A 17,752-nucleotide genomic window follows, 5' to 3' on the forward strand; every position below is an offset into this window, starting at 1 on the left:
CACCTAGAATAACATCTTTTAAAAATCACATATTAGTATCTTTTTAATTTTACAACTACGTGACGGTAAGGTTCTTCTCCCTCACTGACTGTCTCAACAAATTTGTTTCCCTGAAGTGCAGAGTGGATGATTCTTCTTTCATAAGGATTCATCGGCTCAAGTACTACCGGTTTTCTTGTCTTTTTGACTTTGTAGGCAATTCCTCTTGCCAGGTTTTCGAGAGTTTCTTTACGACGTCTTCTATAATCTTCGGTATCCAGTTTTACACGGATGTAATCGGATTTTCCTTTGTTTACTACAAGGCTTGTCAGATACTGGAGAGAATCCAGTGTCTGTCCTCTCTTACCGATGAGGATGCCCATGTCTTCGCCCTCGAAATCAACTTCCAGACAGCCGTCTGTTGTGTTGTATTTGGAAGTGATCGTTACTTCTCCGAGATCCATAGAACCAAATACATCTTTCAGGAATACAAGTGCTCTCTCTTCGATATCTTTGATTTCTTCCGGATCTGTAATAATCTCTATTGCCTTTGCAGCTCTGACCGGTTTTTCTTTTGCAGGTCTTTCCTTCTGTTCTCTGACTTGTTTCTCTCTGCAAACTTTTTCTTTGACCAGTTTTTCTTTAGCCGGTTTTGGCTGTCTTTCTTCTTTTGCCTTTTCTGCACCGGATTCTTTTTTGATTTCCGGTGTTTTAGAAACAGACTTCACTGCAGGTTTCTGTACTTCTTTCGCAGTTTCTTCTTTAAAAGCATCGATTTTAACAGAATCCACGATTTTTTCGATTTCTTTTTCTTCAGAACTTTCTTCTACTTTGCGAGCTTTGATGATCGCCGGTTTGCTTCCGATTCCGAAAAATCCGGAGCTGCCTTCACTCACTACCTGAATATCAAGCTGATCGCTGGATACACCCAGTTCAATACATGCTTTGGTAATTGCCTCATTTTTGGTTTTTGCTGAGAACTGCATATATTCGCCCATGATAAAACCCCGCCTTCCTTTCCTGTTTCTTACTTATTTCTTCTTATTACGTGCATCAAAATCTCTTACCATATTTGCCTTGGCTGTGATACTTCCGGCTTTTGCGTGTGAAGCCTTTTCGTAAGCATCTTCCACCTTCTTCGCACGGCTGTTTTCATCTGTACCACTCATGCCCTTGTCAATTTTATTGATGTTTTTAACACTCTGATGTGCCTGATTGGTAATCTTCTGAGGCGGAAGACCTTCTTTAGCTCTCTTGGCTTCCATCTTTCTCATATTTTCATTTACCAGATCATCAATGTTCATCTTGTCCAGATGACGGTTTATCAGAAGCTGCTGGATACTTCTTACTACTGAACTGGCAATCCAGTAAATACCAAGACCTACCGGGAATGTGAAACAGAAGAATGCTGACATCAGCGGCATAACTGTGTTCATAGTCTTCATGGAGCTTGCCATTGCGTTGTTGCCATCATTTCCGTTCTGTGTTGCTGCCTGTGGCATAAGTTTTAAGTTGAGCATCTGAGTTGCCCATGATAAAAGCGGAATTGCAAGTGCTGCAATGATAAGGATCAGAGATCCTGTTTTAATATAGCTCAGTGGCTGATCCGCAATGTTCAGTACACCAAAAGTCTGCATCTTCTGAATTTCAGAAGCAGTTTTGCTGATCTGATCAGAAAATCCGGAAAACTGACTGATCTTCTGTAAGGATTCCCACTGGGACGGAGACAGAGCATACAGGAAATCTACGATAGAATCTGCATTTTCCGTAACCTGTCTTACTCGTGTCATCTTGTTATCTGTGATAAAGTTATTAATGATATTTGTAAATCCGTCTACTGCAAGGATTTTTGTGCAGACGCCGTTAAATACATTGTAAACACTTCCAACATAAGCCGGAATGTTCTGGATTACCTGATACAGGGCAAACAGGATCGGCATCTGGATTGCCAGCTGAACGCAGCTTCCTGTCGCAGATACACCATATTTCTGGTATACTGCCTGTGTTTCTTCCTGCATCTTCATCATGGAATCCTGATCTTTTTTACCCTGATATTTCTTCTGTATCTTCTGGATCTCAGGCTGCATGATCGCACTCAGCTTAGAAAATTTCTGCTGTTTGATCTGCAGAGGAGTCATACAAAGGTAGATCAGTATACTGAAAATAATAATACAAAGACCGATATTCTGAATTCCAACTGCATCCAGAACCTTGTAGATTGCATTCATGATCCATCCCATCACTACTGCGATCTGACCAATGATCGGGGTACCACTCTTAGTAGCCAAAATCATACTTTCCAATTTTCTAGTTCCTCCTGGATAATCTGATGGAGCCACCTCCACCTATACATTTATGGTACAGGATCATATCCTCCATGAGAAAAAGGATTACATCTTAAAATTCGCCAAGCTGCCAGTAATCCTCCCTTTAATGCACCATATTTTTCGATTGCTTCCAAACCATATTGAGAACAGGTGGGAATATAAGGACACTTTGTTCTCTTCATCGGTGATATATATTTCTGATAGAGACGTATCAGTTTAATAAGAAGTTTCTTCATTTACATTATCTCCTGCAATTCCATGCTTCCTCGCCAGATCCATAAATGCCTTCTCTATCTCATGATAGTTTGTACCATTTGCAGAGTTTCTGGCTATCACGACAATATCAAGATTCTTTTTAAATAAAGATTCATTTAAACGATAGCTTTCCCTTACCAGTCTGGTGATTCTGTGGCGGACCACACTATTTCCTACTTTTTTGCTTACTGATATTCCCAGACGATTCTTCATGTGCTGATTTGGCAGCACGTACATCACCAGATACCGATTTGCTTTTGATGTTCCACGCTTGTAAACCTGTTGAAAATCTCTGTTTTTCTTTAAGGACTCTGAGTATTTCATCGAATCCCCCTTCTTTTATTATAGAAGAAAAGACCACATAACTGCGGTCTTATATCTTAGGCTGATAACTGTTTTCTTCCTTTTAATCTTCTGGCAGCTAATACTTTACGGCCACCCTTTGTGCTCATACGAGCTCTGAATCCATGAACTTTAGCTCTGGATCTTTTCTTTGGCTGAAATGTCATTTTCATAGGTAAAGCACCTCCTTTATCTATTATACCTTATTCATAATATTTTCATAGAACATCATTTCAATTATATTCATAACACCCCTGTTCGTCAAGCAAAAATCTTAAAAAATTCTACAAAATCAGGCTTTTTTTCAATTCTCAAAAGTACCCACATGCCAATGTGGAAAGATATGGTTAACGTAAAGTTATCCACCATCTTGTGGATAACTTGTGGATAACTTCATTTTTTACACTAAATCTATCCCCAAAAGACGACTTAATTTTACACATACCCCTAAAAAAAGTCTTTATTTTACAATATTTTTTATGTGGACACAGTTATACACAATCCCCATAGGATTTTTTCCACATCGTTCAGACTTATGTAAACCCATGAGCGTTTATCCACCATTTTCATGTTATACACATGTGGACAACGTGGAAAACTTCTCTTTTTTTCTTTAATTTTCCCCACGCAAACCCTCAAATAATCATTGCTAAACAAAAGAATTTATTATAATATATAAACGGATATTTATGTCTTTTGACCTATATTATAAACTTTCAAAGAAACCGGGAGATAGAAACATGGATAAAGTTATTGAAAACTGGGATAAAATTCTGCAGACAGTCAAAGCAGATTATGACGTGGGCGACGTTGCCTTTAATACTTGGTTAAAACCGCTGAAAGTCTACGATGTCCGGGATCATGTGATCACGATTCTGGTACCATCCGAGCAGGTTGTTTTAATAAATCTTCTTAATAAAAAGTATAAACTTCTTCTTCAGGTTACGATCTGTGAAATAACCGGAATGGAAGAGTGTGAAGTCAAATTTATATCTCCTGATGAGGCCCCTAAAAAAGAAGTTTCTTCTTATGATAATACATCTGCATCTACAGCGATATCTGACATTGACCGCCGCTGCGAAGAAGCTCATCTGAATCCCAAATATATTTTTGATACCTTTATCGTCGGTAACAACAATAAATTTGCCCAGGCGGCAGCCCTTGCTGTTGCAGAATCTCCGGGAGACACCTACAATCCGCTTTTTATTTATGGAGGCGCCGGACTTGGCAAGACCCATCTTATGCATTCCATCGCTCATTACATTATCGAGCACGATGAAAACAGCAAGGTTCTGTATGTTACCAGTGAGGAATTTACAAATGAGCTGATCGAGACAATCCGTAACGGAAATAATTCCGCTATGTCCAAATTCCGCGAAAAATACAGAAATATTGATGTACTTCTTGTCGATGATATTCAGTTTATTATAGGAAAGGAATCTACACAGGAAGAATTTTTCCATACTTTTAACAGCCTTCACAGTGCGAAAAAGCAGATCATCATTTCCTCTGATAAACCACCTAAAGATATGGAAATCCTGGAAGAACGTTTCCGTTCCAGATTTGAATGGGGTCTGATTGCAGACATCACACTGCCTGATTATGAGACCCGAATGGCAATTCTTCACAAAAAAGAAGAAATGGAAGGCTATAATATCAGCGAAGAAGTTATCAAATACATCGCTACCAATATAAAATCCAACATTCGTGAGCTGGAAGGAGCATTTAATAAAGTAATGGCAAGTTCCAAGCTCGAAAAGAAAGAAGTTACACTCGAACTGGCAGAACAGGCACTCAAAGACATCATTTCTCCTAATGAACAGAAAGTGATAACACCGGATTATATCATTTCCGTTGTTGCAGAGCACTATCACGTAACTGTCGCTGACCTCTGCGGAAACAAGAGAAGCTCCAAAATCGTTATGCCACGCCAGATTTCAATGTATCTGTGCCGTGATATTATCGACACTTCACTCAAAACAATCGGAAAAAATCTTGGTGACCGCGACCATACTACAGTTATGCACGGGATAGAAAAAATCGAGAATGAATTAAAGGTAAATGATAACCTCAAAAACTCGATCGAAACACTTAAGAAAAAAATTAATCCACAGGGTTAAATGACTTTTCCACATACATTTTCAAAGTTTGAAAGTACTTTTACACGAAGTTATACAGTGAAGAAATCCCCGTTTTTCAAGGTTTGAAAGACTTTTTCACATATTCACACCCCCCTAAGGCGGCTACGGCGGATTTCTTTATATATTTTTATTTATAAGGCCGATTCCGATACAGAAAGGAGTTACACACACATGAAAATCATCTGTTCCAAAAGTAATCTTTTAAAAAGCGTAAATATATCTTTGAAAGCTGTTCCTTCTAAGACAACAATGCCTATCCTGGAATGTATCCTTATGGATGCAACCACAAACCAGATTAAATTTACAACCAATGACATGGAACTTGGTATTGAAACAATCGTAGACGGACACATCGAAGAAAAAGGTATGGTTGCCCTTGATGCCAAAATCTTTTATGAAATCATACGAAGACTTCCGGATAATGATGTAACCATTACAACTGACAGCAATTATGTAGCAACAATTATCTGCGAAAAAGCAAAATTTACCATTCCCGGAAAAGCAGGTGAGGATTTTGCATACCTTCCGGTTATTGAAAAAGATGACTCTCTTACTTTATCTCAGTTTACTTTGAAAGAGATGATTCGCCAGACTATTTTCTCTATTGCAGTGAATGAAAACAACCGTCTGATGACTGGTGAATTGTTCGAAATCAAAGATAACTGTCTGAAAATTATTTCTCTTGACGGACACCGTATTTCTATCCGAAAGATGCCTCTTAAGAGAGAATATTCCGACCGTAAGATTGTCGTTCCTGGAAAGACACTCAGTGAGATCAGCAAGATCCTGTCTGGTGAGATCGATGATCAGGTAAGCATTTATTTTACAAAGAACCACATTTTATTCGAGTTTGACCAGACAATGGTCGTATCTAGGCTGATCGAAGGTGAATATTTCCGTATCGATCAAATGCTTTCCAGTGATTACGATACAAAAGTCAGTGTCAACAAAAAAGAATTTCTTGACTGTATCGATCGTGCAACTCTGCTTGTAAGAGAAGGTGACAAAAAGCCGATCGTTATCGAAATCACAGATGGCAGTATGGAACTTAAGATTGATTCTGCGATGGGATCCATGAATGAAGAGATCGATATTGAAAAATCCGGTAAAGATATCGTGATAGGATTCAACCCGAAATTCCTCATCGATGCTTTGAAAGTTATCGATGATGAAGTGATTAATATGTATCTGATGAATCCGAAGGCACCATGCTTTATCAGAGATGATGAAGAAAACTACACATATCTGATTCTTCCGGTTAATATCAGCCAGAATCAGAGCAGATAATGTAAGTGTTAATCAGTCAGGATAATAAGAGGTGAATGGATTTGGAAATCAAAATCAGAGATGAATTTATCAAACTTGGACAGGCTTTGAAACTTGCAGGAGTTGTGGAAGATGGTGTGGAAGCCAAATATGCGATTCAGGATGGTCTGGTTCAGGTAAATGGAGAAGTGGATGAGCGCAGAGGCCGCAAAGTTTATGTAGGCGATGTGATCACATATGAAAATCAGGAAATAAAAGTAATCAAATAATATGTATATCGAATCGTTAGAGCTTAAAAATTACAGGAATTATCAGAATCTGCAGCTTGACTTCGATAAAGGAACCAATATTTTTTACGGAGATAATGCACAGGGAAAAACTAATATTCTGGAGTCGGTGTATCTTTGTGGGACGACAAAATCTCACAGAGGAAGCAAGGACAAAGAGATCATCCGGTTCGGAGAAGAAGAATCTCACATTCGGATGATGATCCGGAAAGATGAGCTTTCTTACAAAATAGATATGCACCTACGTAAAAATAAGGCAAAAGGCGTTGCAATCAACGGACTGCCGATCAAAAAAGCCAGAGAATTATTCGGTATTGTAAACCTTGTGTTTTTTTCACCGGAAGACCTGAATATTATAAAAAATGGTCCAGGTGAGAGAAGAAGGTTTATGGATTTGGAATTATGTCAACTTGATCAGATCTATCTGACTGATCTTGCCGGGTATAATCACATAGTGAACCAGAGAAACCGCCTTCTGAAGGATCTTTATATGAATCCTTCTCTGAAGGAGACACTTGATATCTGGGATATGCAGATGCTGCAGTATGGCACAAAGATTATCAAAAAGCGCAAAGATTTTGTTCGTGATCTGAATCAGGTAATACAGGATATTCACCATAATCTGACCGGAGGAATTGAACATCTGGAAGTTGTTTATGAGCCGAGTACGGAAGCAGAAGATTTTGAAAATGTTTTAAAGAAAAACAGAGAACGAGATATCAGAATGAAGATGACATCCGCAGGACCGCATCGAGATGATCTGAGTTTTGTGGTAAATGGGATTGATATACGCAAATACGGATCCCAGGGACAGCAGCGTACGGCTGCTCTGTCTTTGAAACTTTCAGAAATCTATCTTGTGAAAGAAAAAATTAAAGATACGCCGATACTTTTGCTGGATGATGTACTTTCAGAGTTGGACAGCAACAGGCAGACGTACCTTCTGGATTGTATTCATGATATTCAGACACTGATCACCTGTACCGGCCTGGATGATTTTGTCAGTAACCAGTTTCATATCAACAAGGTTTTCAGAGTCATAAAGGGAGAAGTTTATAATCCGGTAAGCGGCTAAAGTATTTTGACAAGCAAGTATGCTTATGATACACTGGTTTTAACTATTGGAAAGTTGGTGAATACATTGGATAAAGAGGAATTTCGGATCAAACTTGAAGAAATAAATCGCCTTGTAGAAAAGAAAAATTACAAGGATGCCATGGAAGTTGTAGACAGTATTGACTGGCGTCGTGTGAAGAATGTCCGTACTTTATGTGTTGTAGGTGAGATTTACGCAGCAAATAAAAGATACGAGGACAGTAAGGAGATTTTTCTTCTCGCTTATCACAGAGCTCCTATTGGCAAAAACATTTTATACCGATTGATTGAAGTATCCCTCAAGATGAAGGATATTCAGGAAGCAGAGGAATTTTATGAAGAATTTCTGGAAATTGCCCCTAATGACAGTACCCGGTATATTCTGAATTATAAAATAAGCAAAGAAAAGCAGGTTCCGCTTGATCAGCAGATCAGGATTCTGGAAGAATACAAAGAAAAAGAATTTACAGAAAGATGGTCTTACGAACTGGCAAAACTGTATTATCAGAATGGTGATACAGAGAAATGTCTGGATCTCTGTAATGAGATGGTTCTCTGGTTCAGTGAAGGCAAATATGTCATGAAAGCACTGGATCTTAAGAATCGTATGGGTATGCTGACCGGAAAAGAAAAGGAAAAATATGACAAACAGTTTATTCCGAACCTTACAACGGTAGAAGAAGCAGCCGAATTAAATACTGACAAAGAAGGACAGAAAGTATCTGAAGTTGAAAAAGCAGAGGATGAGAGGCCGGTAATCGAGAGTGTTCGCATTGATGAACGTGATGTAAACGGAGCAGAAAGTCTTCAGGAAAAAATCTCCAAAGGCATCCGTGATATTTTCAGCGGCAAGCGAAAAGAGGAAAGCGAAGAGCTGACCGAGGAAGAATCTGAGACACCGGCAGAAGAAGTGCAGGAAGAAATGATCAAAGACATTTCTTCGGAGGAAGAGCCGACTAATGTTCCGGAGCTTGAACCAGAAGATGCGGTGATTCATGCACCGAAAAATCCAGGACAGTCTGTATTCAGTGATATAGAAGAACGAATCGAAGAATTTACAGAAGAAGAAATCAAGAATGATTCGGAGGAAGAAGCACAGGAAGTTCTAAAAGAGGAGAAGGCCTCGGTGACTGAGGACAAAGCCGAAGAAGCGAAAGCGGCTGCACCGGAAAATGAGACTGAATTTAAGATGCCGGAGCTTGAAATTCCGGAATCCATGAAGAATTTCAATGTGGATGCTCATCTCGAAACAGAAATCCCACAGGCACCGAATATCTGTCTTCCGGGAATGGATAAAGAAGATTCTGATGAAGAATTTGATTTTAATCTTGAAGATACAATTCTTGCGGCTGCAAGCGAACAGGGAATTGAGATTCCAAAAGATCCGATTCAGCCCAAAAAACCGGTTAAAGCACTGGAACCGGAAGAAGATCCGGATGACTTTATGACAGAAGAAGACCTTCAGAGTGCAGAAGATGAGTTTATGAACGGTCCTGTCGGAAGAAATACAGATGAGGATGATCTTGCAGAAACAGTTGAAATTCCGGTGAAAGAAGTAAAACATTCCAAAAAGGAAAAATCAGCGAAACCTCTGACACAGGAAGAAGAACTGGAACATTTCATTGATTCCATGCAGCCGGACAATAACGCAGATGACATTATTCCGCGGGAGAAAAAACTGACTGAGGATGAAGAAAAACTGTTTACTTATTTTGCAAAAGTTCCGGGACTGAGAGAACAGATTGTCGAAGCACTGTATGATGTACAGATCAATGCATCAGACAAGACCTCAAAAACCGGTAACGTGATCGTCATGGGTGCTCGTGAAACAGGAAAAACACGCCTGATTTCCGGACTGATTCCTGCAATCTGTAAAGAACTCAATCTGGAAGCATCCAAGGTTGCCTATGTGTTTGCTGATCAGATCAATGGCAAGAATATTGCAGAAATCGTGAAGAAGATGTCCGGTGGTTTCCTTGTTATCGAAAATGCGAATCAGCTCACAAAAGAAACAGTCGAGCAGTTAAATAAAGCAATGGAATTCCGCACAGACGGACTGATCGTAATCATTGAAGATGAAAAAATCGGTATGCGCAAGCTGATTGCGAGATTCCCGAAATTTACATCGAAGTTTACATCTATGATCAATATTCCGGTATTCACCAATGATGAACTTGTAAACTTTGCAAAAGTGTACACAAGAGAAAATGGATATACGATCGATCAGATGGGCATGCTTGCACTGTACAACCTTATCAGTACAAGTCAGAAAGAGGACCAGCCGATGAATATCGGTGCTGTCAAAGATATGATTGACAATGCAATCATGAAATCCAAAGGCGGTATCCGTAAACTTATATCCAAGAAAAAAGTAAATCAGGACGGATATAAAGTACTTTACGAAAAAGATTTTAATTAAAAAAACATGCATCAGGAGGAAATTATGACCAGACCTTATCTCGGAAATCCAAAATATACCATTGAAGTTCTTCAAAAGTATGGATTTGTGTTCCAGAAAAGGTTTGGTCAGAATTTTTTGATCGATACACATGTTCTGGACAGGATCATACAGGCTTCTGAAATCACAAAAGATGATTTTGTACTGGAAATCGGACCTGGAATCGGAACGATGACCCAGTATCTTGCGGATTCTGCAAGGGAAGTGACGGCAGTAGAAATAGATGATGCACTGATTCCTATTTTGAAAGATACTTTGAAAGAGTGGGATAATGTCAATGTGATCCACGGAGATATTTTAAAGACGGACATCCGTAAGATCGCAGATGAAAAAAATCAGGGACGTCCGATCAAAGTCGTGGCAAACCTGCCATATTATATTACGACACCGATCATTATGGGATTGTTTGAAAGTCATGTTCCGGTAGATTCGATAACGGTCATGGTACAGAAAGAAGTTGCAGACCGTATGCAGACAGGACCGGGTTCCAAAGATTACGGTGCTTTATCACTGGCAGTCCAGTATTATGCGAAGCCGGAAATCGTGGCAAATGTGCCACCGAACTGTTTTATGCCGAGACCGAAGGTTGGGAGTGCGGTGATCAGGCTGACACGTCATCAGAATCCGCCGGTTACGGCAAAGGATGAAAAGCTGATGTTCCGTATTATCCGTGCTTCTTTTAACCAGAGAAGAAAGACACTTGCAAATGGTCTTAAGAATTCTCAGGAGCTGAATTATACAAAAGAGCAGGTAGAATCAGCAATTACAGAGTGCGGACTTCCGTTAAATATTCGAGGAGAGGCACTGACACTGGAGCAGTTCGCAAAACTGTCCGATATTTTCCACGATATGAAATAAAAAATAATTAATAAGCAAATAAAATCAACTATAAAAGGCATCCGGTTATTGGTCGGATGCCCTTTATAGTTATTTTATTTAATTTAAAAGGAAGGAGAGTTAATTACCTTTTGGTAATCAACATATGAAAAAGAAAATTTATAAAAATAATGTTGGCTGTATTATTTTTATGGTCTTAGTATATCCGGAAAATATGATGGAATCGTGTTTAAGTTATGAAAAAATGGTGAACGATTGTCGAAGCTTTTATGAATGAGTATGGCAAAAAGTGGCGTAAAAATGAAAAAGAATTTTACAGAGATGATAAAAAGTGTGCTATAATGCAGAGCGTACCCAAAAAGGCAGTTGATTCAGGAGGTAATTAAAATGAAAATAAACAAATTAAGCGCAATTATTCTTGCAGGAGTTCTTACCTGCATGACACCGGCAATGGTTTATGCAGATACAACATCTGATGCAGTAGATCAGGCAGTAGCAGTTCTGGAGGACAGCGGAATTGATGATCTTCTTTCTGATCCGGATAAAGTAGTAGACATTATTGTTGCAGCACAAGATGCAATCGGACAGGTTGATGTATCCGATGAGGAAATCAGCAGTGCTATTGATGTGGCAGCAAGCGGACTTGGTGTATCACTTACCGATTCTGAGAAATCCACTCTGGTTCAGTTATACAACAAATTCAAAAATATGAACCTTGATGAAACAGAGCTGAGATCCCAGATCACAAAGGTGTATGATAAACTCGAAAGTCTTGGAATTACGAAAGATGATGTCAAGGGCATTATCGGAAAACTCATCGACATCGCAAAAAGTTTGTTGAACTAAGTAATAGAGAAAATTATATAAAATAAACAAATGAAAAAATCCATGTGAAAAAAGAATATGTAGTAATTTTATAAAAAAATACGAGATAAATATTGAAATTTGTGCAAATACACGAAAGATTCATTGCTTGTTCATAATGTGTTCATAATTAATTGATATGATAAGTGCAGTTCGAAAGAGCTACACAAAACAGACGTTGTAATGTTCTTCATTACACATAAATTTTTTCATAATAATCGCCCCGGTAAACCACTGCCGGGGCACTCCTCGTTTATAAAGCCCTATTTTGGGGCTTTTTTTATTTTTGGTGTTATAATATAATAAAAAAAAAGTAAAGGAGAACGAAATATCATGGCTGAATCAATGAAAGATTACGAAAAAGAACTGGAAGAATCTATGAAAAAAATAGAAGAAGGCGATATTCTTACAGGAACGGTAATCAGTGTAGATGAAAAAGAAGTAATCCTTGATCTGAAATATTATGCAGAAGGTGTGATTCCGGTAGAAGATTACAGCAGAGAGCCGGGATTTAATATCAAAGAAGAAGTACATGAAGGAGATGAGGTATCTGCAACAGTCGTACGCAAAGATGACGGTCATGGAAATATCCTTCTTTCCAGAGTGGAAGCTTCTGACATTCTTGCATGGGACAAACTGGAAGAATTAAAGACATCCGGAGAAGTTATTGATGTAGTAGTTAAGGGAATTACAAATGCTGGTGTAATCGCATATGTAGAAGGTGTACGTGGTTTTATTCCGGCATCAAAGCTTGCACTTGGATATGTAGAAGATACTGAAGAATATCTGAACAAACCGATTCAGGTTCAGGTCATTGATGTAGATAAGGACAGCAAGAAACTGATTCTTTCCGCAAAAGAAATTCTCAGAGCAAAAGCGGAAGAAGAAAGAAAAAATAAAGTTTCAAACCTTGAGATTGGACTGGTAACAGAAGGAACTGTAGAAAGTCTTCAGCCGTACGGTGCTTTTGTTGACCTTGGAAACGGACTTTCCGGACTGGTTCATATTTCCCAGATTTGTGAAAAACGAATCAAAAAACCATCCGAAGTGCTGGCAGTCGGCGACAAAGTAAAAGTTAAAGTAACTGCAATCAAAGATGGCAAGTTAAGTCTCAGCATCAAAGAAGCATCTGACATGATGGCAAAGGAAATCGAAGAAGAGGTATATGAAGTACCGGATGCCGGACAGCAGGCAACAACGTCACTTGGCTCTCTTTTTGCAAATATTAAATTAGATTAAGAAACATATATTCAGAGGTTTTTATTTTTATGAAAAAACAGGAAAAAATTTTTGTTATCGGACATAAGAATCCGGACACAGATTCTATCTGCTCAGCAATAGCTTACTGTGATATCAAAAACAGAACCACACAGGACAGCAAATATATTGCGAAGCGTGCAGGACAGATCAATGAAGAAACAGAATACGTACTGAACCGTTTTGGTGTGCAGCCGCCGGGATATTTAAGCAATATCGGTACACAGGTAAAGGATATGGATATTCGTTTAAGTCCTGAGGCAAACAAGAGCATGTCACTGAAAAATGCATGGGATCTGATGCAGGAAAACAGCATCGTTTCGCTCCCAATCAGAGAAAAAGACGGTACTCTGGAAGGTCTGATCACAATCGGTGATATTGCCAAAACTTACATGGATACGACCGACAGTTATCTTCTTTCCCGTGCGCGGACGCAGTATCAGAGAATTGCCGAGACTATCGGAGGAAAGGTGGTCGAAGGTAACGGACACGGTTATTTTGTTCAGGGAAAGATCATGGTAGCAACTGCCAACCCGGATAAAATGAAAGAATATGTCGAAGAAAATGACATGATCATCATGGGAAACCGTGAAGAAGACCATCTGCAGGCAATTGAGCAGAATGTTAGCTGTATCATCGTCGGACTTGGAATCGAAGTGACAGAAAAAGTCCTGAAGCTGGCACATGAGAAAGATATCATCATCATTTCATCACCATATGATACATTTACGATCTCACGTCTTATTAACCAGAGTATTCCGGTGAAATATATTATGAAAACCGAAAATCTCGTAACATTTAAAACCGAAGATTTTACAGATGATATTCAGGATGTGATGATCAAACACCGTCATCGTGCATTCCCGGTCATTGACAAAAAAGGAAAATGTATAGGTACGATCTCACGTCGTAATTTCCTTGACATGCACAGGAAAAAAGTGGTTCTCGTAGATCATAATGAAAAAGACCAGGCTGTAGATAATATAGATAAGGCTGAGATTATGGAAATCATCGATCACCACAAACTTGGAACACTGCAGACGATGCAGCCGATCAGTTTCCGCAACCAGCCGGTTGGCTGTACCGGCACGATCATGTACCAGATGTATGGCGAACAGAAGCTTGAGATTCCATCAAAAATCGCGGGACTTCTCTGCGCAGCAATCATTTCCGATACCCTGATGTTTCGTTCTCCAACCTGCACACTGCAGGATAAGATGGCGGCAGGAGCACTTGCACTGATCGCAGATATTTCCATCGAAGAATTTGCGCGTGAGATGTTTAAGGCAGGAAGCAATCTGAAAGATAAATCTCCTGAGGAAATTTTTTATCAGGATTACAAGAAATTTATCGCAGAGGGAGATGTCTGCTTCGGTGTGGGACAGATCAGTTCCATGGATGCAGATGAACTTAAAGAAATCAAAGAAAGACTGCTTCCGTTTATGGTCAGCGAATGTGGCAGACACGGAGTATCCAGAGTTTACTTTATGCTTACGAATATTATAGAACAGTCCACGGAACTTCTTTTCTATGGTGAGGGAAGTGAAGAGATGGCGGTAAATGCATTTAAAATGCAGCCGGAAAACGGCACGATTTATCTGAAAGGTGTGGTATCACGTAAGAAACAGCTGATCCCGCCACTGATGGAAGCCGCACAGATGAGCGGCGGCGATTACGTATAAACAGACGGAGGGCGAAAAATGACAAAGCAGACATGGAAACCGGGTAATATGCTGTATCCGCTTCCGGCCGTTATGGTGAGTGTTACAGACGGCAAAGGTGAAGATGATATTATAACGGTTGCATGGACAGGAACCATATGTACCAATCCTCCGATGGTTTATATTTCAGTAAGACCGGAGCGTCATTCTTATCACATGATAAAAGAGACCGGAGAGTTTGTCATTAATCTTACGACTGAGAAACTTGCTAAAGCAACAGATTTCTGTGGTGTCCGTTCAGGAAGAGATGTAGACAAATTCAAAGAGACAGGACTGACCCGCGAAAAAGCTGATATTGTAAGTGCACCGATGATTCAGGAGTCACCTGTATCCATCGAGTGCAGGGTAAAAGAAATCAAAGAGCTTGGTTCCCATCATATGTTTCTGGCAGATGTAGTAGCTGTTCATGCAGACGAACACTATATGGACGAAAATAATCGTTTTGATCTGAATCTTGCAAAACCACTTGTTTATTCCCATGGGGAATATATGGGGACTGGAAAGCAGTTGGGAACGTTTGGATACAGCGTCAAAAAGAAGAAAAAAACGTCGCAAAAAGCATCCCCAAAAGGCCGCAAAGCCTGATTTTAAAAGGGATTGCAGAATTACAGTGTTTATGATAAAATATAAGTTAAGCAATTTATAAAACGGGAGAAAACACTTTATGAATAATATAACATTGATTGGAATGCCGGGAGTTGGAAAAAGTACGATCGGTGTTGTGCTGGCAAAGGTGTTGGGGTATCAGTTCCTCGATTCAGATCTTCTCATTCAGAAACAGGAGAATCGACGCCTGTGGCAGATTATCGAAGAAGAAGGATATGAGGGATTTCAAAATGTAGAGAACCGTGTAAATGCTTCCATAGAAGCAGAAAATACTGTAATTGCAACAGGTGGAAGTGTCGTCTACTGTGAAGAAGCTATGAAGCATCTGAAGTCTGTTGGAACAGTTGTTTATTTGAAATTATCTTTGAATTCTCTGGCAAAGCGCCTTGGAAATCTGAAGGGGCGCGGCGTTTTGCTGCGAGAAGGGCAGACTCTTGAGAGTCTGTATGAAGAAAGAACTCCGCTGTATGAAAAATATGCAGATATTGTGGTAGATCAGGAGGGGAAAGATCTGGAAGCAAGTCTGGAGCTTCTTTTGGAAACACTAAAAGAGAAAGCAAAGTAACTATTGTACAAGCAGGGGAGCAGAACTGTACAGAAGAAATTTTTATTTACAAATGGCAAATATGTGCTATAATACGAAATTGAGCTTTTGGGACAAGTGACTGAAAGTGAGATAGAAATTTATTTCTGGCATTCGCTTCGGCTTACGGAGTGAAAATAATTATAGAGGTGTTTTATGGAACAGTATGTAATCAAAGGCGGCAATCCATTAGTGGGCGAAGTTGAAATAGGTGGCGCCAAAAATGCTGCACTTGCAATTCTTTCTGCAGCCATTATGACGGATGAAACGATCCTTATCGAAAATCTGCCGGACGTAAGAGACATAAATGTTTTGTTAGAAGCAATTGCCGGGATAGGGGCTCAGGTTGACAGAATCGACAGATCTACAGTCAAAATCAATGGATCTACAATTGCAGATATCAGTGTTGATTATGAATATATTAAAAAAATCCGTGCATCTTATTATCTGTTAGGTGCATTACTTGGTAAATACAAACATGCGGAAGTACCGCTTCCGGGCGGATGTAACATTGGAAGCCGTCCTATCGATCAGCATCTTAAGGGATTCCGTGCACTCGGTGCATCAGTAAAGATTCTTCATGGAGCAATCGTTGCAGAGACCGAAAACCTTCATGGAAGTCATATTTTCCTTGATGTTGTGTCCGTTGGAGCTACGATCAATATCATGATGGCAGCGGCAATGGCATCCGGACGTACGATTATTGAGAATGCAGCACGTGAGCCGCATGTCGTAGATGTCGCAAACTTCCTGAACAGTATGGGCGCCAATATTAAGGGGGCAGGTACTGATGTAATCCGCATCAAAGGTGTTGAGAAGCTTCACCGTACCGAATATTCTATTATTCCGGATCAGATCGAAGCAGGAACCTTTATGTTTGCAGCCGCTGCAACAGGCGGTGATGTAACCGTTAAGAATGTTATCCCGAAACATCTGGAAGCAACTACAGCAAAGCTTGAAGAAATCGGATGTGAGGTTGAGGAATTTGATGATGCAGTACGTGTTCGTGCAGGCAAGAGACTTCACCGCACACATGTAAAGACTCTTCCTTATCCGGGATATCCTACTGATATGCAGCCACAGATCGCTGTGACACTTACACTGGCCGAAGGTACAAGTATTGTTACAGAGAGTATTTTCGAAAACCGTTTCAAATACGCGGACGAGCTTTCCAGAATGGGAGCCAACATCAAGGTTGAAGGCAATTCCGCAATCATTGACGGCGTAAAGAAACTAACAGGAGCAAGAGTCAGTGCACCGGATCTTCGGGCCGGAGCAGCGCTTGTTATTGCCGGTCTTGCAGCAGACGGTATTACGGTTGTAGATGATATTGTATATATCCAGAGAGGATATGAGAATTTTGAGGAGAAACTGAGAAGCCTCGGTGCTGAGATCGAGAAGGTTTCCAGCGAGAAAGAAATCCAGAAATTCCGTCTTCGTGTTGGATGATAAAAATTGTCAAAAATTTAGCAGAGTTACTACTTGACATTTATATAAAATAAGTATATTGTAAGTTCTGCAATAACTTCATAAAGCGGCCTTTTATTCAGAGTGGTGGAGATACAAAGGATCTGAGAAGCCACGGCAACCCCTTTTTATGAGGAAGGTGCCAACCTGAGCGAGTCATCGAACAATAAGAGGATTGAAATTGAATTCAAGACAGTCCTATTGTTGGGGCTGTCTTTATTTTTGTTATACAGGCTGAAAAAGTCATAATGCCGTTCGTGCTTGCAC

17 protein-coding genes and 1 riboswitch are annotated in these 17,752 nt (G+C 39.8%); of the genes, 12 read left to right on the forward strand and 5 right to left on the reverse strand.

Features of this window, described 5'->3' with window-relative positions:
* Positions 1-32 precede the first annotated feature (32 nt).
* The 5 genes from jag to rpmH are packed head-to-tail and all read right to left on the reverse strand — an operon-like array spanning position 33 to position 3,076.
* Entirely contained in the window at positions 33-977 is a 945-nt protein-coding gene (gene jag / locus DWW86_RS15835) for an RNA-binding cell elongation regulator Jag/EloR (RefSeq protein ID WP_072522524.1), read from the reverse strand.
* Between the two features lie 33 nt (positions 978-1,010).
* Positions 1,011-2,273 carry a YidC/Oxa1 family membrane protein insertase gene (locus DWW86_RS15840; RefSeq protein WP_072523412.1) on the reverse strand — a complete coding sequence of 421 codons (1,263 nt, stop codon included), beginning with the start codon at positions 2,271-2,273 and terminating at the stop codon, positions 1,011-1,013.
* A 59-nt stretch (positions 2,274-2,332) separates the two neighbouring features.
* Positions 2,333-2,542, reverse strand: coding sequence for a membrane protein insertion efficiency factor YidD (yidD, locus tag DWW86_RS15845; protein ID WP_015541427.1), 210 nt, complete (start codon positions 2,540-2,542; stop codon positions 2,333-2,335).
* Positions 2,523-2,885, reverse strand: a complete 363-nt coding sequence (gene rnpA, locus DWW86_RS15850) for a ribonuclease P protein component (RefSeq protein WP_015541428.1) — start codon at positions 2,883-2,885, stop codon at positions 2,523-2,525. The genes yidD and rnpA overlap by 20 nt, the downstream gene beginning before the upstream one ends.
* A gap of 56 nt (positions 2,886-2,941) precedes the next feature.
* Positions 2,942-3,076 carry a 50S ribosomal protein L34 gene (gene rpmH / locus DWW86_RS15855; protein ID WP_005423866.1) on the reverse strand — a complete coding sequence of 45 codons (135 nt, stop codon included), beginning with the start codon at positions 3,074-3,076 and terminating at the stop codon, positions 2,942-2,944.
* Between the two features lie 567 nt (positions 3,077-3,643).
* On the opposite strand from rpmH, the gene dnaA reads away from it, so the two are divergent.
* The 12 genes from dnaA (at position 3,644) to murA (ending at position 17,467) form a co-directional block, all read left to right on the forward strand.
* Positions 3,644-5,023 carry a chromosomal replication initiator protein DnaA gene (gene dnaA / locus DWW86_RS15860; RefSeq protein ID WP_072522525.1) on the forward strand — a complete coding sequence of 460 codons (1,380 nt, stop codon included), beginning with the start codon at positions 3,644-3,646 and terminating at the stop codon, positions 5,021-5,023.
* 192 nt (positions 5,024-5,215) lie between these two features.
* Positions 5,216-6,331 carry a DNA polymerase III subunit beta gene (gene dnaN, locus DWW86_RS15865; RefSeq protein ID WP_072522526.1) on the forward strand — a complete coding sequence of 372 codons (1,116 nt, stop codon included), beginning with the start codon at positions 5,216-5,218 and terminating at the stop codon, positions 6,329-6,331.
* A 41-nt stretch (positions 6,332-6,372) separates the two neighbouring features.
* Positions 6,373-6,579: an RNA-binding S4 domain-containing protein gene (locus DWW86_RS15870; protein WP_502696655.1), complete on the forward strand. Its 207-nt coding sequence runs from the start codon at positions 6,373-6,375 to the stop codon at positions 6,577-6,579.
* A gap of 1 nt (position 6,580) precedes the next feature.
* The gene (gene recF / locus DWW86_RS15875; RefSeq protein WP_072522528.1) at positions 6,581-7,672 is read left to right on the forward strand and encodes a DNA replication/repair protein RecF; all 1,092 of its coding nucleotides are present in this window, start codon (positions 6,581-6,583) and stop codon (positions 7,670-7,672) included.
* A 57-nt stretch (positions 7,673-7,729) separates the two neighbouring features.
* Positions 7,730-10,111 (forward strand): hypothetical protein, encoded by a 2,382-nt coding sequence (locus tag DWW86_RS15880; protein WP_286187745.1) that lies wholly within the window; start codon positions 7,730-7,732, stop codon positions 10,109-10,111.
* Positions 10,112-10,135: 24 nt separating this feature from the next.
* The gene (gene rsmA, locus DWW86_RS15885) at positions 10,136-11,008 is read left to right on the forward strand and encodes a 16S rRNA (adenine(1518)-N(6)/adenine(1519)-N(6))-dimethyltransferase RsmA (protein ID WP_072522529.1); all 873 of its coding nucleotides are present in this window, start codon (positions 10,136-10,138) and stop codon (positions 11,006-11,008) included.
* Between the two features lie 366 nt (positions 11,009-11,374).
* Complete coding sequence (locus tag DWW86_RS15890; protein ID WP_072522530.1) at positions 11,375-11,833, forward strand: DUF1002 domain-containing protein; 459 nt, start codon at positions 11,375-11,377, stop codon at positions 11,831-11,833.
* 351 nt (positions 11,834-12,184) lie between these two features.
* Complete coding sequence (locus DWW86_RS15895; RefSeq protein ID WP_072522531.1) at positions 12,185-13,090, forward strand: S1 RNA-binding domain-containing protein; 906 nt, start codon at positions 12,185-12,187, stop codon at positions 13,088-13,090.
* A gap of 29 nt (positions 13,091-13,119) precedes the next feature.
* On the forward strand, positions 13,120-14,790 hold the full coding sequence (locus tag DWW86_RS15900) for a putative manganese-dependent inorganic diphosphatase (protein ID WP_072522532.1): 1,671 nt from the start codon (positions 13,120-13,122) through the stop codon (positions 14,788-14,790).
* 18 nt (positions 14,791-14,808) lie between these two features.
* Positions 14,809-15,414 (forward strand): flavin reductase family protein, encoded by a 606-nt coding sequence (locus DWW86_RS15905; protein ID WP_072522533.1) that lies wholly within the window; start codon positions 14,809-14,811, stop codon positions 15,412-15,414.
* A 79-nt stretch (positions 15,415-15,493) separates the two neighbouring features.
* A complete protein-coding gene (locus DWW86_RS15910) occupies positions 15,494-16,000 on the forward strand; it encodes a shikimate kinase (RefSeq protein WP_015541438.1) in 507 nt (168 codons plus the stop codon).
* A gap of 174 nt (positions 16,001-16,174) precedes the next feature.
* On the forward strand, positions 16,175-17,467 hold the full coding sequence (gene murA / locus DWW86_RS15915; protein ID WP_072522534.1) for a UDP-N-acetylglucosamine 1-carboxyvinyltransferase: 1,293 nt from the start codon (positions 16,175-16,177) through the stop codon (positions 17,465-17,467).
* Between the two features lie 90 nt (positions 17,468-17,557).
* Positions 17,558-17,658, forward strand: a riboswitch (SAM riboswitch).
* The last annotated feature ends 94 nt before the right edge of the window (positions 17,659-17,752 follow it).

It is taken from the genome of Ruminococcus sp. AF17-22AC (assembly GCF_003460065.1).
Classification (GTDB): domain Bacteria; phylum Bacillota; class Clostridia; order Lachnospirales; family Lachnospiraceae; genus Blautia_A.

Excerpts from the sequence above, each read along its gene's own strand:
- DWW86_RS15900 (WP_072522532.1), top strand. The coding sequence starts at position 13,120 with ATGAAAAAACAGGAAAAAATTTTTGTTATCGGACATAAGAATCCGGAC.
- DWW86_RS15890 (WP_072522530.1), top strand. The coding sequence starts at position 11,375 with ATGAAAATAAACAAATTAAGCGCAATTATTCTTGCAGGAGTTCTTACC.
- DWW86_RS15895 (WP_072522531.1), top strand. The coding sequence starts at position 12,185 with ATGGCTGAATCAATGAAAGATTACGAAAAAGAACTGGAAGAATCTATG.
- recF (WP_072522528.1), top strand. The coding sequence starts at position 6,581 with ATGTATATCGAATCGTTAGAGCTTAAAAATTACAGGAATTATCAGAAT.
- rnpA (WP_015541428.1), bottom strand. The coding sequence starts at position 2,885 with ATGAAATACTCAGAGTCCTTAAAGAAAAACAGAGATTTTCAACAGGTT.
- murA (WP_072522534.1), top strand. The coding sequence starts at position 16,175 with ATGGAACAGTATGTAATCAAAGGCGGCAATCCATTAGTGGGCGAAGTT.
- rpmH (WP_005423866.1), bottom strand. The coding sequence starts at position 3,076 with ATGAAAATGACATTTCAGCCAAAGAAAAGATCCAGAGCTAAAGTTCAT.
- yidD (WP_015541427.1), bottom strand. The coding sequence starts at position 2,542 with ATGAAGAAACTTCTTATTAAACTGATACGTCTCTATCAGAAATATATA.
- dnaA (WP_072522525.1), top strand. The coding sequence starts at position 3,644 with ATGGATAAAGTTATTGAAAACTGGGATAAAATTCTGCAGACAGTCAAA.
- DWW86_RS15840 (WP_072523412.1), bottom strand. The coding sequence starts at position 2,273 with ATGATTTTGGCTACTAAGAGTGGTACCCCGATCATTGGTCAGATCGCA.
- DWW86_RS15905 (WP_072522533.1), top strand. The coding sequence starts at position 14,809 with ATGACAAAGCAGACATGGAAACCGGGTAATATGCTGTATCCGCTTCCG.
- rsmA (WP_072522529.1), top strand. The coding sequence starts at position 10,136 with ATGACCAGACCTTATCTCGGAAATCCAAAATATACCATTGAAGTTCTT.
- jag (WP_072522524.1), bottom strand. The coding sequence starts at position 977 with ATGGGCGAATATATGCAGTTCTCAGCAAAAACCAAAAATGAGGCAATT.
- dnaN (WP_072522526.1), top strand. The coding sequence starts at position 5,216 with ATGAAAATCATCTGTTCCAAAAGTAATCTTTTAAAAAGCGTAAATATA.
- DWW86_RS15910 (WP_015541438.1), top strand. The coding sequence starts at position 15,494 with ATGAATAATATAACATTGATTGGAATGCCGGGAGTTGGAAAAAGTACG.